This is a genomic window from Sinorhizobium psoraleae (assembly GCF_013283645.1).
Lineage (GTDB): Bacteria > Pseudomonadota > Alphaproteobacteria > Rhizobiales > Rhizobiaceae > Sinorhizobium > Sinorhizobium psoraleae.
Window position 1 is genome coordinate 840,166 of sequence record NZ_JABEKV010000002.1, and the last position, 23,427, is coordinate 863,592.

25 protein-coding genes are annotated in these 23,427 nt (G+C 60.9%); 7 read left to right on the top strand and 18 right to left on the bottom strand.

Going from position 1 to position 23,427, the window contains the following annotated elements; translation table 11 throughout:
• Positions 1-254: 254 nt before the first annotated feature.
• Positions 255-1,199: a flagellin N-terminal helical domain-containing protein gene (locus tag ILFOPFJJ_RS12695; protein WP_153438414.1), complete on the bottom strand. Its 945-nt coding sequence runs from the start codon at positions 1,197-1,199 to the stop codon at positions 255-257.
• Between the two features lie 344 nt (positions 1,200-1,543).
• Here ILFOPFJJ_RS12695 and ILFOPFJJ_RS12700 point away from each other — a divergent pair, with 344 nt between their 5' ends.
• Positions 1,544-3,523 (top strand): O-linked N-acetylglucosamine transferase, SPINDLY family protein, encoded by a 1,980-nt coding sequence (locus ILFOPFJJ_RS12700; RefSeq protein WP_173510894.1) that lies wholly within the window; start codon positions 1,544-1,546, stop codon positions 3,521-3,523.
• Positions 3,524-3,694: 171 nt separating this feature from the next.
• Here the strand turns inward: ILFOPFJJ_RS12700 and fliP are convergent, their stop codons facing one another.
• From fliP to ILFOPFJJ_RS12770, 14 genes are all read right to left on the bottom strand, one after another.
• The gene (fliP, locus tag ILFOPFJJ_RS12705) at positions 3,695-4,432 is read right to left on the bottom strand and encodes a flagellar type III secretion system pore protein FliP (protein ID WP_173510895.1); all 738 of its coding nucleotides are present in this window, start codon (positions 4,430-4,432) and stop codon (positions 3,695-3,697) included.
• An 8-nt stretch (positions 4,433-4,440) separates the two neighbouring features.
• A complete protein-coding gene (locus ILFOPFJJ_RS12710; RefSeq protein ID WP_173510896.1) occupies positions 4,441-4,938 on the bottom strand; it encodes a flagellar basal body-associated FliL family protein in 498 nt (165 codons plus the stop codon).
• A gap of 91 nt (positions 4,939-5,029) precedes the next feature.
• A complete protein-coding gene (gene flgH, locus ILFOPFJJ_RS12715) occupies positions 5,030-5,740 on the bottom strand; it encodes a flagellar basal body L-ring protein FlgH (RefSeq protein WP_173510897.1) in 711 nt (236 codons plus the stop codon).
• A complete protein-coding gene (locus tag ILFOPFJJ_RS12720) occupies positions 5,737-6,276 on the bottom strand; it encodes a MotE family protein (RefSeq protein WP_173510898.1) in 540 nt (179 codons plus the stop codon). Before ILFOPFJJ_RS12720 ends, flgH begins: the two co-directional genes overlap by 4 nt.
• On the bottom strand, positions 6,273-7,388 hold the full coding sequence (locus tag ILFOPFJJ_RS12725; protein ID WP_173510899.1) for a flagellar basal body P-ring protein FlgI: 1,116 nt from the start codon (positions 7,386-7,388) through the stop codon (positions 6,273-6,275). The genes ILFOPFJJ_RS12720 and ILFOPFJJ_RS12725 overlap by 4 nt, the downstream gene beginning before the upstream one ends.
• Positions 7,385-7,894, bottom strand: a complete 510-nt coding sequence (flgA, locus tag ILFOPFJJ_RS12730; protein WP_173510900.1) for a flagellar basal body P-ring formation chaperone FlgA — start codon at positions 7,892-7,894, stop codon at positions 7,385-7,387. Before flgA ends, ILFOPFJJ_RS12725 begins: the two co-directional genes overlap by 4 nt.
• 19 nt (positions 7,895-7,913) lie before the next feature.
• Entirely contained in the window at positions 7,914-8,702 is a 789-nt protein-coding gene (flgG, locus tag ILFOPFJJ_RS12735; protein ID WP_173510901.1) for a flagellar basal-body rod protein FlgG, read from the bottom strand.
• An 11-nt stretch (positions 8,703-8,713) separates the two neighbouring features.
• On the bottom strand, positions 8,714-9,049 hold the full coding sequence (gene fliE / locus ILFOPFJJ_RS12740; RefSeq protein ID WP_173510902.1) for a flagellar hook-basal body complex protein FliE: 336 nt from the start codon (positions 9,047-9,049) through the stop codon (positions 8,714-8,716).
• Positions 9,049-9,468 carry a flagellar basal body rod protein FlgC gene (gene flgC, locus ILFOPFJJ_RS12745; protein ID WP_173510903.1) on the bottom strand — a complete coding sequence of 140 codons (420 nt, stop codon included), beginning with the start codon at positions 9,466-9,468 and terminating at the stop codon, positions 9,049-9,051. The genes fliE and flgC overlap by 1 nt, the downstream gene beginning before the upstream one ends.
• 5 nt (positions 9,469-9,473) lie before the next feature.
• Positions 9,474-9,854 carry a flagellar basal body rod protein FlgB gene (gene flgB, locus ILFOPFJJ_RS12750; RefSeq protein ID WP_173510904.1) on the bottom strand — a complete coding sequence of 127 codons (381 nt, stop codon included), beginning with the start codon at positions 9,852-9,854 and terminating at the stop codon, positions 9,474-9,476.
• A 242-nt stretch (positions 9,855-10,096) separates the two neighbouring features.
• A complete protein-coding gene (locus ILFOPFJJ_RS12755; RefSeq protein ID WP_173510905.1) occupies positions 10,097-10,648 on the bottom strand; it encodes a flagellar protein in 552 nt (183 codons plus the stop codon).
• 2 nt (positions 10,649-10,650) lie between these two features.
• A complete protein-coding gene (gene fliI, locus ILFOPFJJ_RS12760) occupies positions 10,651-12,051 on the bottom strand; it encodes a flagellar protein export ATPase FliI (RefSeq protein WP_173510906.1) in 1,401 nt (466 codons plus the stop codon).
• A 15-nt stretch (positions 12,052-12,066) separates the two neighbouring features.
• Positions 12,067-12,789, bottom strand: a complete 723-nt coding sequence (gene flgF, locus ILFOPFJJ_RS12765) for a flagellar basal-body rod protein FlgF (protein ID WP_173510907.1) — start codon at positions 12,787-12,789, stop codon at positions 12,067-12,069.
• Between the two features lie 2 nt (positions 12,790-12,791).
• Positions 12,792-13,571, bottom strand: a complete 780-nt coding sequence (locus tag ILFOPFJJ_RS12770) for a DUF1217 domain-containing protein (protein ID WP_173510908.1) — start codon at positions 13,569-13,571, stop codon at positions 12,792-12,794.
• Between the two features lie 182 nt (positions 13,572-13,753).
• On the opposite strand from ILFOPFJJ_RS12770, the gene motA reads away from it, so the two are divergent.
• The 6 genes from motA (at position 13,754) to ILFOPFJJ_RS12800 (ending at position 19,003) form a co-directional block, all read left to right on the top strand.
• A complete protein-coding gene (gene motA, locus ILFOPFJJ_RS12775) occupies positions 13,754-14,632 on the top strand; it encodes a flagellar motor stator protein MotA (protein WP_173510909.1) in 879 nt (292 codons plus the stop codon).
• Between the two features lies 1 nt (position 14,633).
• Positions 14,634-15,581, top strand: a complete 948-nt coding sequence (locus ILFOPFJJ_RS12780) for a FliM/FliN family flagellar motor switch protein (protein WP_173510910.1) — start codon at positions 14,634-14,636, stop codon at positions 15,579-15,581.
• Positions 15,582-15,635: 54 nt separating this feature from the next.
• Positions 15,636-16,253, top strand: a complete 618-nt coding sequence (gene fliN, locus ILFOPFJJ_RS12785) for a flagellar motor switch protein FliN (protein ID WP_173510911.1) — start codon at positions 15,636-15,638, stop codon at positions 16,251-16,253.
• A gap of 28 nt (positions 16,254-16,281) precedes the next feature.
• On the top strand, positions 16,282-17,313 hold the full coding sequence (gene fliG / locus ILFOPFJJ_RS12790; protein ID WP_173510912.1) for a flagellar motor switch protein FliG: 1,032 nt from the start codon (positions 16,282-16,284) through the stop codon (positions 17,311-17,313).
• Between the two features lie 161 nt (positions 17,314-17,474).
• Positions 17,475-18,557: a flagellar biosynthesis protein FlhB gene (flhB, locus tag ILFOPFJJ_RS12795; protein WP_173510913.1), complete on the top strand. Its 1,083-nt coding sequence runs from the start codon at positions 17,475-17,477 to the stop codon at positions 18,555-18,557.
• Positions 18,558-18,562: 5 nt separating this feature from the next.
• A complete protein-coding gene (locus tag ILFOPFJJ_RS12800) occupies positions 18,563-19,003 on the top strand; it encodes a BspJ family T4SS effector nucleomodulin (protein ID WP_210267406.1) in 441 nt (146 codons plus the stop codon).
• Between the two features lie 59 nt (positions 19,004-19,062).
• On the opposite strand, the gene visR is transcribed toward ILFOPFJJ_RS12800, so the two are convergent.
• The 3 genes from visR to fliF all read right to left on the bottom strand — a co-directional run bounded on the left by visR (position 19,063) and on the right by fliF (position 23,068).
• Entirely contained in the window at positions 19,063-19,806 is a 744-nt protein-coding gene (gene visR, locus ILFOPFJJ_RS12805) for a transcriptional regulator VisR (RefSeq protein WP_173510914.1), read from the bottom strand.
• 11 nt (positions 19,807-19,817) lie between these two features.
• Positions 19,818-20,555, bottom strand: coding sequence for a transcriptional regulator VisN (gene visN, locus ILFOPFJJ_RS12810; RefSeq protein WP_173510915.1), 738 nt, complete (start codon positions 20,553-20,555; stop codon positions 19,818-19,820).
• Positions 20,556-21,391: 836 nt separating this feature from the next.
• Entirely contained in the window at positions 21,392-23,068 is a 1,677-nt protein-coding gene (gene fliF / locus ILFOPFJJ_RS12815; protein WP_173510916.1) for a flagellar basal-body MS-ring/collar protein FliF, read from the bottom strand.
• Between the last annotated feature and the right edge of the window lie 359 nt (positions 23,069-23,427).

The window sequence follows — 23,427 nt, forward strand, 5'->3', positions numbered from 1 at the left end:
AACGAAGGCTAAAGCCGGCGCACGACTCGCGCAGATTTTTCTTCGATTGCAGCGCCGCGCGTCTGCACAGACGCGCAAAGGCCGCCGCAGCGCTTTGAATCGCTGCATGATTTTGTGCTCAAAATCGATTCCGATTTGAGGAATCATGCAGTAGGACGTCGAACCAAAAACGAAAGCCGCGTCCCTTGCGAAACGCGGCTTGGATCCACTTGCGACCAGGCGCGGGAAGTCTCCCGCGCTTGGAAGAATTTCGCTTAGCGGAACAGCGACAGGATGTTCTGCGAGTTGCTGTTGGCGATCGACAGCGACTGGATGCCGAGCTGCTGCTGAGTCTGCAGGGCTTTCAGGCGCGTCGATTCCTCGTTCATGTCGGCATCGACAAGCTTGCCGACACCCTTCTCGATCGAGTCCATCAGGTCGGCGACGAAGTCCTTCTGCATGTCGACACGGCTGTTGAGCGCGCCGAGATCGGAGGCTGCATCGGTCATGGTCTGCAGGGCTGCATCGACGCCGGAGATGGCTTCGGCCAGATCGCCGGTCGTCATGCTGCTGATGTCCATCTCGAGCAGGTTGTAGCTCAGCGTAACCGTCGTCGTGCCATCCGTATCGGTGTATTCGAGATCGCTCGAAAGCAGGCCCGAACCGTTGGTGACATAAGCGCCAGCCGAGTCGACTTCGATGAGCGAGCTCTTCGTCGTATCGAACTGAAGCGTGGTGAGGCTGACATTGCCGCTCGCGTCGCGGTTGAACGAACCGACGATCGACTTGGTGCCGGCAGCGTTGTTGTTGTCGTTGTAGACCCAGTTTTCGCCCGAGAACGAAGCGGACTTCGCGATGCTGACGAGCTGATTCTGGAGTTCCTTGATTTCCTTCTGGATCTTGCCCTTGTCGACGCCCGGCTCGCTGGCGGCAACGAGCTTCGCCTTGATTTCGTCGACGACGTCGATCGAGGACTTCATCGCCGTGTAGGCGACGTCGGTCTTGGCGGCGCCGAGGCCGAGGGCATCCTGAACCGTCGAAAGCGCCTTGTTGTCTGAACGCATCGTGGTCGCGATCGACCAGTAAGCGGCGTTGTCAGAGGCCGAACCAACGCGATAGCCGGAGGAAATCCGGTCCTGGGTCGTTTCCATAGAGGAATTGATCGAACGCAGGGTCGCGATTGCGGCCATTGCCGAAGAGTTCGTCATGATGCTGGTCATATGAGTTGTCCCTTTTTTACTGAATACCGTGGGGACATACCGGACTGCGTACACTACCGGTGATGACGGACCGGCTTCATGCCACTCGGTTCCAACAAACATCCTTTGGAAGAAACCAAACCCGTCATGTGGAGACGAATATCGAGGCCAATGCTTGCGAATTCATTAAATGCAGGTGCCCACTCCGGATGGCTCAATTTATGCTTAACACACGATTAAATGGTTGAGCTCATGTAGCTTTTTATTTCACGGCCTCTCCTCGACAGCGGCGGCAGCAGACCTCCCCAACCGTTGTCTGAGTCACGCCTGAGGCAAGGTCCGGCCGCGACAATGTTGCGTGAAACATGTCGATCGAATCAGGACCGGGACGGGAGAATGCCGACCGCGGTCCGACCCATGCGACGGAGCCGCAATTGAACGCCCATGCCCTCTTCACCAACGCCTCCCGGCAATATCAGAAAGGCCAGTATACCGAGGCGCTCAACCAGCTTAACCACCTGATGAACATCAGCAGGGAGGCCAAGACATTCGTCTTGCTGGCAAAGGTTCTTTTGAAACTCGGCTTCAAGACGGATGCGGCGCGCGCCTACCAGCTGGCGGGAGAGGAAAAGGGTTCGCGTTCGGAACATTATCTGACCGAAGCGATGAAGCTGCATTTTGCGTGCGGCAACGAGGATGAGGCGCTCAGCATCGGCCTTCCTCTTCTTGAAAAGGCGAAGACCGATCCGGAGATCGCATTCATCATCGCATCCATTTTCCTCAAGCGGGACCAGAAGGAAATTCTCGGCCTGTTCAAGGCACCGCTTTCCACGAGTACAAATATTCAACATCAGTCACTCGCCTTCAAACTTCTGACGGCCGATATCGACGATGCGCAGGACCGCGATGCGGTCGTGAATCTGTTCCGGAAAAATCCGAAGAGCACTGTGTTGCGGGCGGCCTATCTCGTCTTTGCGCGTGAGGCCAACGACTACGTCGAGATTGAAAAGCACTATCCGGATATCCAGAAAGCCCTGGATGCGGGCCGGTACGAAATTCTCACCGCCGAGTCCCCCTACTACCACGTCACCTGGTGCGGGGACGAAAAGCTCAATCGATGGGCTGGTGCGCGGAACCGGCCCTTTGCCTCCGCAATCACCGAGGCGCGGCGCAACATGCCGCATCAATGGGCGAAGAAAATCCGCATCGGCTATCTTTCAGCGGACTTCTGGGACCAGCATGCAACCATGAAGCTTCTGCAAGCTGTGTTGGAGCTGCACGACCCGGAAAAATTTGAAGTCACGCTCTTCTGCCATACCAAGGAAAGCAATCTGGCACGCGACCGGGGTAATCGCATCAATTGGGGCCGAATCATCCGCATCAACGATATGTCCGATGAGGAGGCCGCCCGCGCCGTTCGTGCAGAAGGCATCGATATCCTGGTGGACCTGAAGGGACACACGCTCGACAACCGGCTGAAGATACTTAACCATCAGGCTGCACCCGTTCAGGTGTCCTGGCTGGGCTTCCCCGGAACCACCGCGAATGTCGACGTCGATTATGTCATCGGCGATCCGTATGTCCTGCCGGATGGAAGCCAGGAGCACTACTACGAAAAGTTCTGCCGCCTTCCGGAAACCTACCAGCCGAACGATCCCTATCACCGCCCTCGCCCCTACGGCATCGCCCGCAGGGACCTAGGCCTTCCCGAGGAAGCGTTCGTCTTCGCATCGTTCAACGCCAGCAGAAAGATCTCTCTCCAGACCATCAATCTCTGGATCGAGATCCTGCGCCGAACACCCGACAGCATTCTGTGGCTCATGTGCAAGCGGGACGCTCAGGCCAACATTCTGCGTAAGCTCCAGAGCAGCGGTATCGCGTCGAAACGTATCATCCTATGCAGCAAGACGGCCTATGCAGAGCACATCAATCGCCTGCCCGCAGCCGATCTCGGCCTCGACACCTATCCCTATAATGGCCACACGACCACCTCGGAACAGCTTTGGGCCGGCCTGCCGGTGCTCACGTTCAAGGGCACCAACTTTGCCTCGCGCGTAAGCGAAAGCCTTCTCAACGCAATCGGGCTGCCAGAGCTCGTAACCGCCGGCCCCGAAGCCTACGTCGCCGAAGCGGTTGCACTCTATGAGAACCGCGAGAAAATCGCCGAATACAGGAAGGTGCTCGAGGAAAACCGCTTCCGCATGCCGCTGTTCGATGCAGAGCGCTTCTGCCGTCATCTCGAGCGCGGTTACGAGATGATGGTGGATCGCGCCAAGCAGAAACTGGCACCGGATCACATCGACGTTCCGGCGCTTCCGCCACGCGATGGGTCCTTCGAACGATAGATCGCCGGCGCCACGGAAACGGCCATTGGCGAAGAGGCAGTGGAACCACTGCCTCTTTTTCATTGCAGAGGTTCGCTCGTTGGTTGGTGCCTTGCGGCGCAGTCGCCGCACAGATGGCCCTGCGTTCCGTCGATCTATTGTCAAGGATCAGCAGGGGGACGTTTCACCCGCTCAGGTGAAGGACCGCACCAGGCTGCCGACGAGCAGGTTCCAGCCGTCGATCAGCACGAAGAAGAGGATCTTGAAGGGCAGCGAGATCGCCGTCGGCGGCAGCATCATCATACCCATCGCCATAGTGATCGTCGCGACGATCAGGTCGATTACCAGGAACGGCAACATGATCAGGAAGCCGATTTCGAAGCCGCGCCGGATTTCCGAGATCATGAAGGCTGGCACGACGGCGCGGAGATCGACCTTGTCGTCGACCACGACCGTCTGGCCCTTCTCCTTGGCGATGTCGATGAAGAGCTGCAGGTCCTTGTCGCGCGTATTGGCCAGCATGAATTCGCGGAACGGCTCCGCCATGCGCGGCATGGCCTCGGTTTCCGAGATTTCATTCTTCAGGAGCGGGTCGATACCCTCCCTCCAGGCGCGGTCGAAGGTCGGCGCCATGACATAGAAGGTCATGAACAGCGCCAGCGACACCATGATCATGTTGGATGGCGTGGTCGCCAGTCCCATGCCCGACCGCAGGATCGCAAAGGCGATGACGAAGCGCGGAAAGCTCGTCACCATGATCAGAATGCCGGGTGCCACCGACAGAACGGTGATCAGGCCGAAGGTGCGGATGATCCACGATGCGACGGAGCCGTCGACCGGCGTGTTCAGGATATCGGCGGGAAAGTTTTGCGCCCCGGCAATTCCCGACATCGCCATCATAGCGATTATGAAGGTGGCAATCCGGAGCATCGAGCGAATCATTGGATGACGAAAGTTCGGAACATCACTTTCGTTACGCGTCCGTCGGAGCGCAGGTCAACCCGCTCCTGAATGTCATCCCGGAGATATTGAAAGCCGCGCGGCCCCTGGATCTGCTGCAGCGACACGGTCTTGAGATAGGCTGCAATATCCTGGTGTATCTGCTCGGCGAGAACAACGTCGGGGATGCCGTTGAACTGCAGCGCGACTTCCAGACGGACCCAGTTCTCGGAGGGGTACGCCAGGTTCGTCGTGATTGGATCCAGCTGCACGACACCATTGGCTTCGGTGGCGATTTTCGGAATGCCCTCGGCACCGGTGGCGTTCGGCGCGATTTCGGCCGCAGCTTCGATCTTCTCCGTTGCGGGCGGCGGAGCCAGCAACTGGCCGACGAGCCACCCGCCGCCGCCGGCGACGACTGTCAGCACGGCCAGGGCGGCGATCGTCATCACCTTGGAAACGGATCTGGAGGACTGCGCTTTATCGATTTCTTCCATCGTCCCATTCCATGCCGGTCGGCCTACAGCGCCGCAGGTCGTCAAGGACGACAGGGGCACCGTGGCACTTTGATTTGCAATCGGCCCCTGATCAGATCGGAGAGAGCAGATCCACGACTTGCTGTCCCCAAGGCGGCTGCTGAACCTCGGTCAGGCGGCCGCGGCCGCCATAGGAGATGCGAGCCTCGGCGATGCGGTCGTAGGAGATGATGTTGTCGGCGTCGACATCCCGCGGCCGAACGATCCCCGCGACATTGAGAATGCGCAATTCATGGTTGACACGAACTTCCTGCGAACCGCTGATCAGGAGGTTGCCGTTCTCCAGCACCCCGGTCACGACGGCGGCGACGAGCAGGCGCAGCTTTTCGGAGCGCTCGGTCTTGCCATCGCCCTCGGTCTTGGTGTTGGAGCCATATTCCAGATCGCCCGACCATTCGAAATCGCTGGTCTGCGATGCCCCGCTGGCGCCGAGGTTAAAGCCGCTGGAATTCTTGCGGCTACGATCCGTCTTGTTGTCGAAGGATGCCTTGTCGTCGATCCTGATATCGACAGTGAGAATGTCGCCGACATTGATCGCGCGAGCATCCTTGAAGAGCGCTGCCTGCTGGTCGTTCCAAAGCGAATATCCGTTCGTGACCTGATGCGGCTGCTTCGGATATGCAGCGAGCTGCGGCGTCTGCGTATATTGCAGGCCGCTGCCGATCGGGCTCATTGACGGCGCCTGACCGATCTCCTTGAACGCCTGGCTCTGACATCCCGCAAGGAGGCCCGCGGCCAAGACGGCCGTAAAATGCTTTCTCATGATGGCTCCTTCGAGGTGTTGGGGTCGCTCGCGCTCGAAATGATGTTGGTGAGCACAGCCGCCTTCTCGTCGCTCATCTCGCTGAGAATCAGCGACGACTGGCGCGGCGGCAACCGCATGACGATCGCAGCCGCGATCTCCGGTCGTACCATCTCGAGCTTGCCGGCGGCGGCGTCCGGCTTCATCGTCTTGTAGATGTCGACGAGACCGAGTTCCGCCTGTTTCAGGAAGTCGTTGCGGCGCTTCAGCCAGTCCTCGTATTCGGCGCGGCGTTTCTCCAGCGTCGCGATACGCTCGTCGACGCTGCCCTGAAGATTTTCCAGTTCCTTGCGTTGCAGCAGGTAGCGCTGGTCGCGCGCCGCATCGGCGATGTTGGTGCAGAATTGCTGGATTTCGTTGGCGCTCCCGCTTTCCGCCGGCGGCGCCGTCACGTCCTGCGCGAAAGCGCCCGGGAGCGCCAGCATCAATGCGCCGGCGGCCGCGATCATGAGGATGCGCGGCGATTTCCCGAGAAGTCTGTCCAAGTGTCCGGTCATTGCAGAACAAGCTCCGCCTGAAGGGCTCCCGCCGTTTTGATACTCTGGAGGATGGCGATGATCCCATCCGGCTTGACGCCAATGCTGTTGAGGCCGGCGACCAGAGAACGCAGGCTCGAGCCATTCAGGATCGCGACCGTGCCACCATCCGCTTGCGCCTCGATCGTCGTGTTCGGTTCCATGGCGGTCTCGCCGCGCGAGAAGGGCTCCGGCTGCACGACTGTCGGCGTCTCGGTCACCTGCACGGTGAGCGTGCCGTAGCTGACGGCGACCTCGGCGACACGCACGTCCTGGCCGATGACGATCGTGCCGGTCCGTTCGTTGATGACGACGCGCGCCGGCACATCGGTTTCAATCACCAGGTTTTCGACGTCGGCCATCAGGCGCGCAAGGTCGGCCATCTTGGGCTTCTCGACGAGCACCGACTGCGAATCCTTGGCTTCGGCGATGCGCCCGCCGAACTGCGCGGCGGCATATTTGTTGATCGCCGCGGCCATGCCGACGGCCGTGGAAAAATCCGGATTGCGCAGTTGCAGCACCAGATTGACGCCGTCCTTGAATCTTGCCGGTAGTTCCCGCTCGATGATGGCACCGTTCGGCACACGTCCGGCCGTGGTCACGCCCTGACTGAGGGTGGCGGCGTCCCCTTGCGCACTGAAACCGGTCACGACGACCGAACCTTGCGCCACCGCGTAGATCTGGCCGTCGGCGCCGGAAAGCGACGTCATGACCAGCGTGCCGCCGCGCAGCGACGTCGCATCGCCGAGAGAACCGACAGTCACGTCGACGCGACTGCCCGGGCTTGCAAAGGGCGGCAGCGTTGCCGTGACCAGCACTGCCGCGACGTTGCGCGTACGCGACTCGCCGCCCTGCGTGGAGATACCGAGGTTCTGCAACATGGCGCGGATCGACTGATCGGTGAAGGGTGAGGAGCGCAGGCTGTCGCCGGTTCCCTGCAGCCCGACCACCAGACCATAGCCGATCAGCTGGTTATCCCGCCCCGCCTGCAGCGACGCCACGTCCTTGATGCGGGAGGCACCATGGGCAAGCGTCAGTGTCGCGGCAAAGGCTACGGCAAGCGTCAGGAACCACTTACAGACACGGAGCTTCATTTCGCCACCACATGGATCGTGCCGTCCGCCATCACAGTGCCGGAGACGATGACGCCGGTATCGACGTTACGCGCGCGGATCAGTTCGCCGACCGCGGCGTCCTGCAAGGGCGAACCCGCCGCCGTGATCGTCAGGGCACCATTGTTGAAGATGAGCCGAACCGTCGAACCGCGCTCGACCGCGTATTGGTCACGCAATGCCGAGGCGAGGATCACCCGTCCTGGAAGGAGGGTCCGTTTCGTGACCTTGCCCTCGATCTCCTCGATGGATTGGACATAGCCGTCCATGAGATTGGGATTGGTCACGTCGACGACCTCGACCAGACTCTCATCAAGGGTTTCGCCGGGATAGATCGTCTGCTTGGGGATGACAGCGGTCGGCCGCTCCGCGAAAACGGCAGCCGGCGACAGGAAGGCTGCGGCCACCACGGCGAACGCGACAGTTCGCATCCGGAACGGGGAACGGGATGGCGATGCTGTCCTTGCGGCTGATCGGCGAAACATCATGTTTGCCCCTGTTTTGCGTTTACCTGAGGTTCTTGCTGACCGTCGCCGCCATCTCGTCTGCGGCCTGAATGATCTTGGAATTCATCTCATAGGCGCGCTGGGCCGAGATCAGGTCGGTGATTTCCTTGACAGGATCGACGTTCGAGGCCTCGAGATAGTTCTGCTTGATCTGGGCAAAGCCGGGATCGGCCGGCGTGCCGATGATCGGTTCGCCGGAAGCCGGTGTCTGCTTGAAGAGGTTCTCGCCCTGCGGCTCGAGCCCCGCCTCGTTGACGAAGTTCGCGATCGTCAGCTGGCCGATTTCCTGCAGTTCCGTGTTGTTGCCGATGCGCACCAGCACCTGCCCCGACGAGGTGAAGGTGATTTCGCTCGCGTCCTGCGGCACCGTGATGCCGGGAACGACGGTGTAGCCGTCAATGGTGACGAGCTGGCCGGTGGCATTGGTGTTGAATGCGCCCGAACGGGTATAGGCGGTCTCTCCGTCCGGCGTCTCGATCTGGAACCAGCCGCGGCCGACCAATGCCAGATCGTAGTCGTTTCCGGTGTTGACCAGGCTGCCCTGGATATGGAGGTTGCGCACGGCGGAGGTCTGCACGCCGAGGCCGATGATCGCGCCTTCCGGGACGATCGCCTGGTTGGCGCGGTTGGGCACGCCCTGGGCGCGCTCGGTCTGATAGAGCAGATCGGAAAACTCGGCGCGCGCCCGCTTGTAGCCCGTCGTGTTGATGTTCGCGATGTTGTTCGCGATGACTTCCAGGTTCAACTGTTGGGCATTCATGCCCGTGGCGGCGATGGAAAGGGCCTTCATGTCTCGTTCCTTCAGATCTGCATGCGCGCGATTTCGAGATAGGCGCTCACCACCTTGTCGCGGATGGCAAGTGCGGTCTGCAGCGACTGTTCCGCACTCATCACCGCGTCGATGACTTCCCGAGTATTGGCCTCGCCGCGGACGGCCTGCAGCGACGCCCCTTCGGCCGACTTCATCGAACGGATGGTGTCGCTGGCCATGTTGCCGAGAACCTCGGCGAAGCTCTGCGACTGCGGCACGGAAGCGCCGGCGCCGGGCGCGACGAGCGAGCTGGAAGCGGTCAGGCTCGTGCCTTCCGTCTCCCTGATGGCCGAAAACGCGCCGACGGACTGGATTGCATCGATCATTATTGCGAAGCCCTCAACAGGTCGATTGTCTGGGAGATAAGATCGCGGGACTGCTTGATGGTCTGCAGGTTCGCCTCATAGGCGCGGTTGGCCTCGCGCATGTCGGCCATTTCGATCAGGACGTTGACGTTCGGCATCTTGACCATGCCCTTTTCGTCGGCCGCCGGATTGCCGGGATCGAACTCGATGTTGAAATTCGAATCGTCCGTACCAAGGCGCTGGATCTCGACGAGCGATGCCCCGCTCGCCCGGTCGACTTCCGCCGCAAAGCTGATGGTCTTGCGGCGATACGGATCGGCACCGGGCGTGTCGCCGGTCGAACGTGCGTTGGCGATGTTTTCTGAAACGATGCGCAGGCGGGTCGATTCCGCCTGCAGACCGGAGGCCGAAACCTTGAGCGCCGAAGTCAAAGGATCCATGATTGTTATTTCCGTACCGTCATGAGCATCATCCGATGAAAGGCTTTCACGAGCCCGGCATTGAGCTCGTAGTCGCGCTTGATCTCACCGGTCTTCATCATTTCCTCTTCGATCGCCACGCTGTTGCCGGACTGCTGCACCTGCACGTCATCGATCATGCTGACTTCCGTGACTTGGGCCGCATCGGGACTTTCGGTGAAATGCGCGCGGTGCGTCGCCGCCATCTGGATGCCGGTGTTCTGCAGGACGCTTTCGAAGGCTTCTACGTCTTTCGCCCTGTAGTGTGGGGTATTTGCGTTGGCGATGTTGCCGGCCACGACGTTCTGACGAACCGTCAGCCATTGGGCCTGGCGCGACGCAAGTTCGAAAAGCTGAATCGGTTCCATCAAAAGCTCCTGCCTGATGATGACGAACCTAGGCAGGTAATCTTGCGTGGGACTTGTCGGGACGCGGGATCAGACGGGAATGATGCCCCGGATCCGTGTCGCTCACGCAAATGGCGGATGGCGGCAATTCCGGACGGAAAACGCTACGCACGTTTTGGTCGGCACCGCATGTATGCCATGTGCCGGCACTTAAAGACGTCGCGGCGATCTCGGCACGCTCGGGAAGACGGCTCCGCCGCCGCCTAGTTCGGCTCGTAGACCTCCCCCTTGGAGGTGATCAGCACCCAGCGGCCGTCTCGCTGCTCGAAAGTCGCGAGCCGGCTGTTGTCTGGAAGGATGGAGCCGATGCGAACGATGTACACGCCGCCCCGGTCTTCGATAAGCGCCCGGCCGTTGGCGATGTGCATGAGCTTGAAGCCGGATCTTTCGGGCAGAGGCTGAGCGGGAGCGGCCTTCAGCTCGCCCTCCCCGACAGCCGGCTCGTGTCCGAGCCCCGGCACCGTCGCGGTCGTCAGCCGGTCGACCGTGGCGAGGGTCTTGTCGTCCATGTCCTTCATTGCCAGCGGCGAAGCCGGCACGTTCGCGCGGCCCGCACGCTCCGGCACGTCCCGCGTCGCGCTCTCCCAGAGCGGCGGCATTGAAAACTCTTCCTGGTGGAAGACCGCGTACCAAGGAAAGAAGGTCGCGCAGGCGGCCATCGCCAGCCCGGTCGCCCCCAGAACCTTGTCGATCAGCGGCATCTTCGCCTCGCGTCGGCGCTGGCGGACGATCTCGTCCGCGTCATAGTCGGTCATTGCTACCCCCTCCCTCGCACAGCGGCGCCAGGTTGATTGCCCATGGCAGCCGCCTTCAACGCATTCGCAAGATCGGTGAAGGCGTCGAAAGCGCCCCGCTCGCCGGGCGTCTGCTTGAGCACGTCATAGATGACCGGCACCTGCTTGATCGCCATGTCGAGATCGGCATCGCCGCCTGGACGGTAACCGCCGATCAGGCGCAGATCGCGCGTTTCCTCGAAGCGATGGATCAGCGCCTTGAGGCGGGCCACGAGCTTTTCCTGGTCCGGCGTCCAGGCCTTCCGTGCAAGGCGCGAGATCGAGGCGAGCGGATTGATCGGCGGATAGCGCCCCTCCTCCGCCAGGCTGCGCTCAAGTACGATATGCCCGTCCAGAATGCCGCGCGTCGAGTCGGCAACCGGATCGTTATGGTTGTCGCCATCCACCAGGATCGAAATGATCGCCGTGATCGTCCCGGTTCCCTCGACGCCGGGACCGGCGCGTTCGAGCAGGCGGGGCAGCTCGGTGAAAACGGAAGCCGGATAGCCACGCGCGATCGGCGGCTCACCCGCTGCGGTCGCTACCTCGCGGATTGCGTGGGCGAAGCGCGTCACGCTATCGACGATAAGGAGCACGTTGTCACCCTTGTCGCGGTAGTGTTCGGCAATCGTGACGGCCGTCAGCGGCGCCATCTTTCTCAGCATCGGGCTTTCGTCGCTGGTCGCGACTACGGCGACCGATTTCGAAAGATTGTCGCCGAGCGTGTCCTCAATGAATTCGCGAACTTCGCGGCCGCGTTCGCCGACCAGCGCAATCACGACCTTGTCGAACGCGTCGGCGCGCGCCAGCATCGAAAGCAGCGTCGATTTGCCGACGCCGGAGCCCGCAAAGATGCCGAGGCGCTGCCCGAGGCAGAGCGGGGAGAAAATGTCGATGGCGCGCACGCCGGTCCGGAAACCATCCTCGACGCGCTTGCGCGTCATCGACGGCGGCGCGGTGTTGGAGATCGAGCGGCGAACGTCGCCTTGCAACAGCGGTCCGAGACCATCGATCGGCTCCGCCAGCGCATTGAGCGTGCGGCCGCACCAATTTTCCGTCGGCGCTATCCGGAAGGCACCTTTGCGTATGACCGTATCGTGGATGCCGATCGGATCGCCGGGTTCGATCGGGCAGACGACCACGCGCTCGGGCTCAACACGGACGACTTCGCCGAGATGGGTGCCCGTGGCGCTCTTATGCGCAACGAAATCACCGAGCCGCACATGGCGCGAAAGACCGGTAACGGTGTAATGGCCGGGCGAGATCGTCTGCACGTGACCGCCCGGCGCGATCGAAACCTCCGGCTTGGCGTAACGCTCGACCAGCCCGGCAAGTGCCGCCAGCGAGGTCGATGCGGCGAGAGTTTCAACGCCTTCGCGTTTCATGGTTCTCGTCACTTATCAGCTGCCGCCCAGCGTCTTGATCGCCTCTTCCAGCGATCCCTCGCTGTCGCGCATCAGGGCCGTGATGTTGTCGAAGGCGCGGGTGACCATGATGAGCTGCGACATCTCCTGGATGGCGTTGACGTTCGATTCTTCAAGGAAGCCCTGCATCACCCCGATATCAAAGCGGTCGACCACCGGCTCCGGCTGAATTGCCGGCATGACAGCGCTGTTGTCGTAGCGCATGAAGCCGTTGCTGAAGTCCGCTTCGTAGAGGCCAAGCAGCGCGACCTGATTGCCGTTCTGATGAACGGAGCCGTCGGCTCCGACGGTGATGTCGCCCGCTCCACCGTTCAGTTGGATCGGCGCCCCGCCGGCGTCGAGCACCGGATAGCCCTTGATGGTGACCAGTTCGCCGGTCTCCGTCAGCGTGAACCGGCCATCGCGGGTCAATGCCGGGCCGCCGGGCGTGTCGATCGAAAACCAGGCGTCCCCCTTGATCGCGAAGTCGAGCGAGGCGCCGGTGCGTGCGAGCGATCCGGTATTGGTGTTGATGTATTCCTCACCTTCCGAAACGTAGGAAACCCTGGTCGGTTTGGTGTCGCCGAGCATCTGGTTGAACTTCACTTCCGCGCCGCGGAAGCCGACGGTATTGGAATTTGCGATGTTGTCGGCGAGCGTATTCAGGCGCCTTTCGAGCGCCATTTGCGATGAGATCGCCACATAGAGACCGGTCTGCACGTTCAGCGTCCCCCGAGTTTCAGGCTGTTGATGGACAGGAGCAGATCGGAGGAGATGCCGTAGCCGCTCGATGAACCGAAAACCGCAAGCGGATCGTAGCTGTCCGTGGAATTGTTGACTTCCCAAAGGGCGGTGAAGCGGTCGAGAAACGCCGCCAGCTTTTCGGGATCCTGGAAGTCCTTGAGGTCGATCGCCGCCTCGTAGGCTTCGGCCTGGCGATCGACATCGGTCGCTGCGAACTCGTCGGGTAATTGCAGAGCGGTGCGCACGACCTGTGCCAGCGCCTCGTCGGCGATGATGGCGTAACCGCTGGTGATCGTCGGCGCCATGCGCGAGAAATAGAGTGCCAACCGCACGCCGGCATTTTCCTCGCCGGCGTTCTGTTCCAGCGTCTGGCGCGCGTATTTGTCGGCTACGCCCTTTTGCGCGCGGTCGAACGAGGTCGCCGCCTCGCCATTGCGCGCGAAATTCAGGGATTCGACCAGCGCCTTATAGCGGCCATCCGTCAGTTTGTTGGCGAAGGCATCGTCGCTGTCGATGCCCTCGGAAAGCACCTTGCGCATAAAGGCCTTCGCATAGGCCATGTCTTCGAGACCGTGCGCCTTCATCGCGTAGTTGTAGAGCCGGCTGTCGGCGAAGAAATCGTCGACGGTTTTGATGCCGCCGATCTTCGACAGGTAATATTCCGTCTCGCGGGCGACGTCCGGCTGTTCGGAAACGCGCTCCAGCGATTTCGTCAAATCGGCGGTGATCAGCTTGTAGCTCGTATAGGTCGTGGTCACGATCGCTTCGCCCTGCCCGAATAAAAACCGGGCGCGAAGGCCCGACGTCGCAAATCCTGACCTGACTGGCTTGCGCGAACCTGTTCCGCGCGCGGCTTTCAACGGGGCTTCACGAACAGCCTCACGCAAGGATGAAATCCTATTCCGTCAACGGAAAATCACGATCGCGACAGGTATCGACAATGAACATCATCATCGGGCTTCTTGTGACTTTCGGCTGTATCCTCGGCGGATATCTGGCAATGGGCGGCCACCTGGAAGTCCTGAACCAGCCTTTCGAGCTGATGATCATCGGCGGTGCCGGCATCGGCGGCTTCATCATGGCCAACTCGATGAAGGTGGTGAAAGACACGGGCAGGGCGCTCGGCGAAGCCTTCCGGCACAAGGTCCCGAAGGAGCGGCACTACCTCGATACGCTCGGTGTGCTCTACAGCCTGATGCGCGATCTCAGAACCAAATCCCGCAACGAGATCGAAAGCCACATCGACAACCCGGAAGAATCGTCGATCTTCCAGTCCGCCCCCACAGTCCTGCAGAACAAGGAACTGACCGCCTTCATCTGCGACTATGTCCGACTGATCATCATCGGCAACGCCCGCTCGCACGAGATCGAGGCGCTGATGGACGAGGAAATCCAGACAATCACGCACGACAAGATGAAGTGCTACCACTCGCTGACAACCATGGGCGACGCGCTGCCGGCGATCGGCATCGTCGCGGCGGTTCTTGGGGTCATCAAGGCGATGGGCGCGATCAACGAAGCTCCGGAAGTGCTTGGAGCCAAGATCGCCGCCGCACTCGTAGGAACGTTGCTGGGTGTGTTCCTCTCCTATTCGATCGTCGGCCCGCTCGTCGCAAACATCAAGGCGGTGCGCGAGAAGCAGAACCGCCTCTACGTCATCGTCAAGCAGACTCTGCTTGCCTACATGAACGGCTCGGTCCCGCAGGTCGCGCTCGAATATGGCCGCAAGACCATCTCGGCCTATGAGCGGCCGTCGATCGACGCGGTCGAACAGGAGATGATGAACCCGGGCGGCGGCAGCGAAAGCAAGGCGGCGTAACATGAACCCGGGCACCGCATCGAACGTCCACGCATTCGACAAGAGGCTGCTTGCGCGCATGATCGGCGCGCTCGGCGACGACAAGACCATCGGCCGGATCGCACTCGAACTCGGCCAGGTCTTCGGCGAGTTGCTTCCCGGTATCTATAGGGCTGAGATCGGGCACGACATTGCGATCGGCTATGCCGGTTTCAAGACCGGTCTCAGGAACGAGCTCGTTGCGGGTCTCGGCGACGGTGTCCTGCTTGCCGACGTTTCGCTGCGCAACTGGTGCCAGGATTTCCAGATTGGTTGCGACAGCCCGGTTCTCATCACCTTGGTCGAAGCCCTGCTCGGCGCCGAGCCCACGAGCATCGGGGAGCCTCAGCCGCGATCGATGTCGCAGATCGAGATCGACGTCGCAGTACCGATCTTCGAAAAGATCGCCGACGTGCTGCATACGGCTGTAAACGCGCCGGGCGGCTTCGAGCCCGTCGTCAGCCGCCCATACAACAGCGAAGCTCGCCTCAAACCGGATCCCGCGATCGAGGATATTCACGCGGCCTCGATCGATATGACGATCGGGCTCGGCCCGGTGCTCTCAACCTTTTCGGTGATCGTTCCCCAAAGCGTTCTCCTCAAGACGCAGATCGTCCCGCCCAAAGGCGCCGGTCAGGATAACAAGGCAAAGTCGGAATGGACGGAGCAGCTCGAAGAACAGGTTCGTCGCTCCGCGGTGACGCTCGAGGCGCGCGTCCGGCTGGAAAGCCTGACGCTCGACACGATCAGCCGCCTGCAGCCGGGAGACGTGATCCCGTTTCATGACGGGCAGGACGTCCGCGTCGACGTAAACGCCAACGGACGCGAGCTCTATGTCTGCGAGTTCGGCCGATCGGGGGCGAAATATACGGTCCGGATCAAGGACACGCATGGCTCCGAACAGGACATCCTCCGCCACATCATGGGTTAACAGCCGCGTCTCGGCAGAATGCCTGAGGCAAGCTTCAACTGGAATAATTCGCACATGGCACCCAAGAAAGCAGCACCCATCCAGGAACAGGCGGGATTCGCCGTCGAAGACACGGAGCTCGACCAGGCGATCGACGACCTGCGCGGCGTTCTCAAGAAGGATGGCGAGCAGGTGACGGATTTTGGCGCCGACTTCGGCTCCACCGGCGCACTGGATATGGCAACAGAATTCGGCGGCGACTTTGGCGACGCGACCGATACCGCAAGCGCATTCGGCGGCGACTTCGGCGCGGATAGCTTTGGCGGCGACTTCGCCGGTGCGGGAATGAACGGCGCTTTCGACGCCGGCGGCAGTTTCGGCGATGGCGGCTTCGATGTCGCGGAGCTGGCGACCGAATCCGCGCCAGGCAGCGGCATGACGGCCAATCTCGATCTGATCATGGACATTCCGATCGATGTCCAGATCGTGCTCGGCACCAGCCGGATGCAGGTTTCCGGACTAATGGGCTTGGCCGAAGGCGCAACGATCGCGCTCGATCGCAAGATCGGCGAGCCAGTCGAAATCATGGTCAATGGCCGGGTGATCGGCCGTGGTGAAATTACCGTTCTCGAGGGCGATGTGACCCGTTTCGGCGTCAAGCTCATCGAGATCAAGGGAAGCAAGAAATCATAGGCCCGATGAAGGGGCGAGGGATAAATCCATGATGGATTTCGAAAGTTTCGGGGCACAGACGCCGGCACATCCGCTGAGCCAGACAGACAAGGCGGCCGCCGTATTGCTCGCCATGGGCAAGTCCGTGGCCGGGAAGCTCTTGAAGTTCTTCACCCAGAGCGAGCTGCAGGCGATCATCGCCGCGGCGCAGTCGCTGCGCGCCATCCCGCCCCACGAACTTGAAACGCTCGTCAACGAGTTCGAAGATCTTTTCACCGAAGGCGCGGGCCTGATGGACAATGCCCGGGCGATCGAAAGCATTCTGGAAGAAGGGTTGACGCCGGACGAGGTCGACGGGCTGCTCGGACGCCGGGCGACCTTCCAATCCTACGAGGCGAATATCTGGGATCGTCTGCAGGACTGCGATCCGGTGCTCGTTGCCCAGTCGCTCGCCAAGGAACATCCGCAGACCATTGCCTATGTCCTTTCGATGATGCCATCGAGCTTCGGCGCCAAGGTGCTGCTGCAGCTTTCGGAGACGCATCGGCCCGATATCCTCAACCGCGCCGTCAACATAAAGAACGTAAGCCCAAAGGCAGCCGCGATCATCGAAGCGCGCGTCATGGAAATGATCGACGAGATGGAAGCCGAGCGCAACTCGCCCGGACCGGCCAAGATCGCCGAGGTCATGAACGAACTCGAAAAGGGACAGGTGGACACGCTGCTCGCCTCGCTCGAGACGATCAACACGGACTCGGCCAAAAAGGTCCGGCCGAAGATCTTCCTCTTCGACGACATTCTCTTCATGCCGCAAAGAAGCCGCGTACAATTGTTCAACGATGTCTCCACCGACATCATCACGATGGCGCTTCGCGGCTCGGCGCCGGAACTGCGCGAATCGATCCTCGCGTCTATCGGCGCCCGGCAGCGCCGCATGATCGAATCGGACTTGGCTGTCGGCGATGCGGGCATCAACCCCCGCGACATCGCGATCGCCCGGCGGTCGATCACGCAGGAAGCGATCCGCCTCGCCGCCAGCGGACAGCTGGAGCTCAAGGACAAGGACGCGGAGGCCGCCTGAGGCCTGTCGCGATCGCGGCTCTATAATTCCTGTTGAGCCGGCCCCACCGGGATCGCCAGACCCTTGCACGTCAGAGCTTCCCGGTTCACGACATGAGGAGAGCATCGCGGGCAGGTTCGCGTGATCGCTCGATGTAGCAACCGCCGGGGGCTTCCCGTTTCATGTCGGATGATCAGGACAAGGACAGCAAAACCGAGGCGCCATCGGAGAAGAAGCTCTCCGATGCCGCCGACAAGGGTAACGTCCCGTTTTCCCGCGAAGTGACGGTGTTCGCCTCGACGCTCGCGATCTACATCTTCGTCGTTTTTTTTCTGTCGGATGGCGCGGCCAGCGTCGCCGAGGCTCTCAAGGACATCTTCGAGCAACCGGAAGCCTGGCGGCTGGAAACATCGACCGACGTCGTTGCGCTGATTTCGCACATCCTCCTGAAATCGGCGGCGCTGCTCGTCCCGATCTTCGTGCTGCTCATCATCTTCGGTGTCGGATCGTCGATCTTCCAGAATCTCCCCCGTCCCGTCCTCGATCGCATTCAGCCGAAGATGAATCGCATATCGCCAGCGGCCGGCTTCAAGCGCATCTTCGGCGTGCAGGGGCTCGTTGAATTCGGCAAGTCCCTGTTCAAGGTCATTGTCGTTTCGATCATCGTCGTCCTTGTTCTGTGGAACGATTATTTCGCCGCCCTCGATCTGATGTTCTCCGACCCGGTGACGATTTTCACGGCCATGACGTCCGACCTCAAGCAGATCATGATCGTCGTCCTCTTGGCGACGGCTGTGCTTGCGATCGTTGACCTCTTCTGGACCCGGCACCATTGGTACACCGAACTGATGATGACAAAGCAGGAGGTAAAGGAAGAACTGAAGCAGTCCCAGGGCGACCCGATCGTCAAGTCGCGGTTGCGCTCGATCCAGCGTGACCGCGCGCGCAAGCGCATGATTTCCTCGGTGCCGCGTGCAACACTGGTGATTGCGAACCCGACACATTATGCCGTCGCCCTGCGTTACGTGCGCGAGGAAAACGATGCGCCGGTAGTGGTTGCCATGGGCCAGGATCTGGTCGCACTCAAGATCCGCGAACTTGCCGAGAAAAACGGCATACCCGTCTTCGAGGATCCGCCGCTTGCACGCTCCATGTTTGCACAAGTCTCGGTGGATAGTGTGATTCCACCGGTGTTTTACAAGGCAGTCGCCGAACTCATTCACCGGGTTTATGCAGTTCAGCCGCAACAAAAACGGGTGACGTGATCTCGATGAAAAAGTGCGAATTCTCCGAAAAACGCGAACAGATAGTGGCGGAGGCAATCCGTCCGGTGGCGACGGAACTGCGTCTGGTCGACGCGGCGGATTTCATCGCACTCTTACGGTTCGAGTCCCATGCGAGCCTCGCTGACCTCGTGGAGTCTGCCGCGGAACTCTATTTTCTGCCGGGCACGGTGAATTTCGGTCTCGGCGGCAACTACAATCTCGATTGGGACAGCGCCCCGGAGATCGTCCTCGACCTGGAACTGAAACCGCGCGGCGTCACTGTCTACGCCCGGCTCACCCTCGGCAACGACACTGCCGGCGTCGAGATCAGCCATATCAGCTTTCAGCATCCTTCCACGGATGCAGACGAAAACACTGCCTTCCTCGCGAAAAGCCTGGAAGAGGCGAAATTCGTCAAATCCTACGCCCTTCCTCTCGCCAGCTAACACTGATGGGAAGCCGGTCTTACGCGCTCATGGCACTCCGGCCAGGGCGTTCCCGTTCGTCAGCTGATGTAGCCGAGACGTATGGCCTTGGCGATCGCCTGGATGCGGTTGACGGAGTCGAGCTTCGTCGTGGCCGCGCCGAGATAGGCATTCACCGTGTGCACGGAGAGGCCCATCTTGTCGGCAATCTCCTCGCTGATGTGGCCGTCGCCGGCCATCTGCAGGCAGGCGATCTCGCGGTCGCTGAGCGCTTCCGCCTGAAACAGCCGTTTTTCGTCCGTCGCAAGCATATCCGTCATGATGTTGCAGCTGCGACTGTGGAGGTCGACGACCTGCTCGCTGGACGCATCGATGTAGCTGCCGGTAAAGACGACGAAGCCGTTGCCCTGCGCGCCGAGCCGCACTGGAAAGGCGATCCCCGAATAGATGAGTTTTCGCCCCGTCAGCCGGTGCGCGAACGGGCGGAAATCGGCGGATTCGGCGGTCTGGTGTTCGCCCATGCCGTCCCACAAGACCGGCAGCAGAGAACGGTCGAGGTGCGCCAGCAGCTCTTCACCATAGGTAGCGACAAGATCGTGGGCATTCGCTTCGCACGCCGTGCCCCAATTGTGGAGGACACAGGCGAGTTTGCGCGCCGTCGGCAAGCCCCTGCCATTGACGCGCAGGACGGCGAAGTTCTTCGCGTTGATGTGCCGCTGCATCGCCTGCAGCCGCGTCACCAGTGTCGCCGCGCGCGCCGCTCGCCCGTTCCTGCCCAGCCGGCTATCGTCGTCGGGGCGGCCGGCCGTGACAAAATTAACCATCGATGCCTCCCCTAGACGAGATTGTTGCGAACGGCGTGGGCGATCGCTTCCGACCTCGTTCGTGTCGCGGTCTTTCGCATCACGCTGGTGATGTAGTTGTTGATCGTATTGCGGGATATGCCGAGAATGACGGCGATTTCCTCGCTCGTCTTGCCTTCAGCGATCCAGAACAGGCATTCGATTTCACGCTCGGTCAGCTCGCATTCGCGCTCTTGCCGCACATCGACGCTGGTCTTCAGGCTTGCGACATAGGCCGCCAGCAGTGCGATGTCGCGCAGGCCCTCCTGCGACAGGATGACATCTGCGGGGAACAAGAGCATGAGCGAGAACCGCGTTCGTCCGACATTGAAAGCGACGACGCAATATTCCCGGCTGACGCCGCGCGGCAGGTCCACATCGTCCGGCATCGCGTGAAAGCACGGCTGCAGAACCGCGAGACACTTCTCCAGTTCTGTCGTCTTGGCGTTCAAGCCCACGACGATAGCCGCCAATCTCCGCACAACGTCGAACGGCCAGTCGGAGCAGACAATGCAATCGAGCCCGCTGTCCTGAGAAAGCTCGTGGCGAGCGAGGAGGTAGTGGGTCGCGCCAACATATTCCGTCAGCGCCGCAAGTGCGTTTGCGAAACCACCGCGCTCGGCGGTTTCGGCGAGCCGCCGGATCAATTGTTCCCTCGAAATCCCCCGGCCGCACTTATGCGGCACAGCCGTCTGCAAAGGCCAGACGACCTCTGCTTGCGAAACGTCCATAACTTCAGCCCCCGTGCTGAATTCGACGCCCTGGACATGCGCTTGCTGTCGTCGCCGACAGTTCGGCCGGAGCCGATATTCACCGCCATCCGCAAGTCAGGACGCGAATCAGTTCCTAAACTGTACATCGCGTCTCTGGAAAAACCACTGGCGTCCGCTGGCCATTTACTTCGACGCTCGCTGACGAAATCATGTGCCTGCCCCCTGCTTCGAAATCAAAAGGCCAAAGACAGGAATAACGGGACCAGTAAAGTATCATATTGATATTCAATGACTTTAATACAGGCTCATTTTTCAGACGGGACAATCTGGACGAGCGTGCGCCTTGATGTGCGCGGTTGAAAGCCCAGTTTCTGCGGCGCCCAAACGTGCTTTTTCACTCCAACGCTTCTAACGAAATAAAAGTGGCATTTACTTTAGCGTATCACCTGTTGCCAAAATGCATCAGCACCTGGACAGTCTGTCCACAGGAATGCAACGAATAGAGGAACGCCGATCACTCGTTTTATTTGAGCCTAAGCAAACTATATTTATGGCGATCTGAACATTCGGCACAATACCACCAGTAGATTACGCCACTAACCCGGACGTCGCCCGCGGCTTCGAATCTATAAATGTTACTTTATTGTTAACCTTTGTGCCGGTCATAACGACCGAGACTCGGGCGGCGGCGGCGGATTCTTGACACCATGCCCTCGTCCGGCCGCCAATACGCTTCGAGGTCCGCTAATATTCAACGCAGAGCCACAAGTCACACCCGGAATCTTCGGGGCGAAAAAAATCCCGCCACTTGGGCGGGATCCTTTGCGAAGCGGCGGTTGCCTTGGCGACGGCCGTCAGGCGGCCCGATCGAGGGCCCATTTGCGCAGAATCTTCGCTGCCCTCTCCTCGCTGATCTCCACCATGCGTGCAAGCCGCCGTTCCGGTCCTTCCTTGACGCGTCGATTGAAGCTGCCGCCCTCCTCGCCGAGGTTGAGCAGGTCGTCGGTGCTGTCGAAGCCGAAGTCCGAGCCGAAGCCTTCCATGAGCGCCCCACCGGCGCCGGCGCCGACCGGAGAGAAGTCCGGCAGTTCGAGACCGGCCGCTTCGCTTTCCAACTGGCCCGCCTTGCCGCCGAAACCCATCTGGCGGGCGAGCGGCCGCATGCCCATCCAAACCACCAGGAAAGCAACGGCGACGAAGGCAAGCGAGTTTATGATGCCGCCGAGATTGCGCGTCAGCATTTCCATGACCCCCGGTCCGGCCACCGGCTGGTCCAGCAATTGCGTCTCGACGAAATCCATGGCGTTCAGCGTGACGACGTCGCCGCGGCTAGCATCGACGCCCGCGGCCGACGAAACGATCTTCTGCATTTCCTGCAGGTAGGCGTCGATCTTCGCCTGATCGGCCGTCTCTCCGACCATCGCCGCAAGGCGGCCGCGGTTGACGACGACGGCGATCGACAGCCGCTCGATCGAATAGCTGTTCTTGACGGTGGCGATCGTCTTGCTGTTGATCTCGTAGTTGGTCTGCTCTTCCTTCTTCGCCGCTTCGTCGCTGGACTGTGGGCCGGCGCCGCCGCGCGGTGCAGCCTGGGGCACGTTCTGCTGAACGGTGGCGGCGTTGTCCGGCTGCTGCTGGCTCGACTTCTGCTCTTCCTTGGTCACGCGGGTCGAGCGCTCGACGCGCGACTCGGGATCGAAGACGGTTTCCTGGATCTGCTGCGCATCGGTGTTGAGCCGCGCAGTCACGCTGGTGCGGAAATTATCGATGCCGAGGAACGGCGCGAGCGCATTGTCGATCTTCTTTTCGAGATCCGTCTGGACATTCTGGACGACGCCAAGCGACTGGTTGAGGGCGCTGTTCGCCGGGTCGTCGCCGGAGGCGAGAAGCTGTCCTGTCGAATCCAGAATCGTGACATCATCGACATCGAGCCCCGGGACGGAAGAAGCGACGAGGTGACGGATCGAGGCGGCGGCACTGCGGCCAACCGTTGCGCTCGCGCGAATCATGACCGACGCCGTCGGCGTCTGGTCGGCCTTGCGGAAGCTTCCGCGTTCCGGCATCACAATGTGCACGCGTGCAGCGGCGATACCGGAGATTTGCTGGATGGTGCGGGCGATTTCGCCTTCAAGTGCGCGGACGCGCGTCACTTCCTGCATGAAGGAGGTGAGGCCCAGCGAGCCGACATTGTCGAAGAGTTCGTAACCGGCATTGGCGCTGCTGGGCAAACCGCGCTCCGCAAGCAACAGGCGGGCCTTGCCGGTCATGCCGACCGGAACCTGGATGCTGCCGCCGTCCGATCCTACGTCGAAATCGATGTTTGCCTCGGCAAGCGCAATGCTGATCTGGGTGACGTCGCTGCGCTCGAGGCCGACATAGAGCGTTTCAAACGATGGTCTGTTGACGTAGATCCCGGCCGCGAGGACGAAACCGACCGCTACGATGCCGGCCACGGCGAGCGCGATCAGTTTGCCTTGCCCCAGATTGCCGAGGTTTTTCGTGAACGTCGAGAATTGATCGAACAGATTCATTCTGTTTCCGCACCCAGTATCGCAAGACGGCCAAGCCGGTCATCCGGCCTGCGCCATGCGCAGCTCCAATGTTCGGGTTTGCTGGGTATCGGCTTGCGCTTCAGCCGATGTCCAATACGCGCGAATCTACCAGCCCCGGATGCGAAGCTAGGCAGCGAAACTTGCGCGAACTTGACGAAGAATAGGGAGAATCGCCGAAGGGTGCGGCCGCTTCTCAAGCTCCCTCCCATCCTGACAGAGAGAGGGCTACTGCACGTTTCCTTAGATTGCAGCCGATTTGAAGGCAAAACAGGCGGCAATTCAAAGGACGCTGCACGGTGAGGGCACTCTCCCTCAATGTGGGATCAGGGACAATCCCG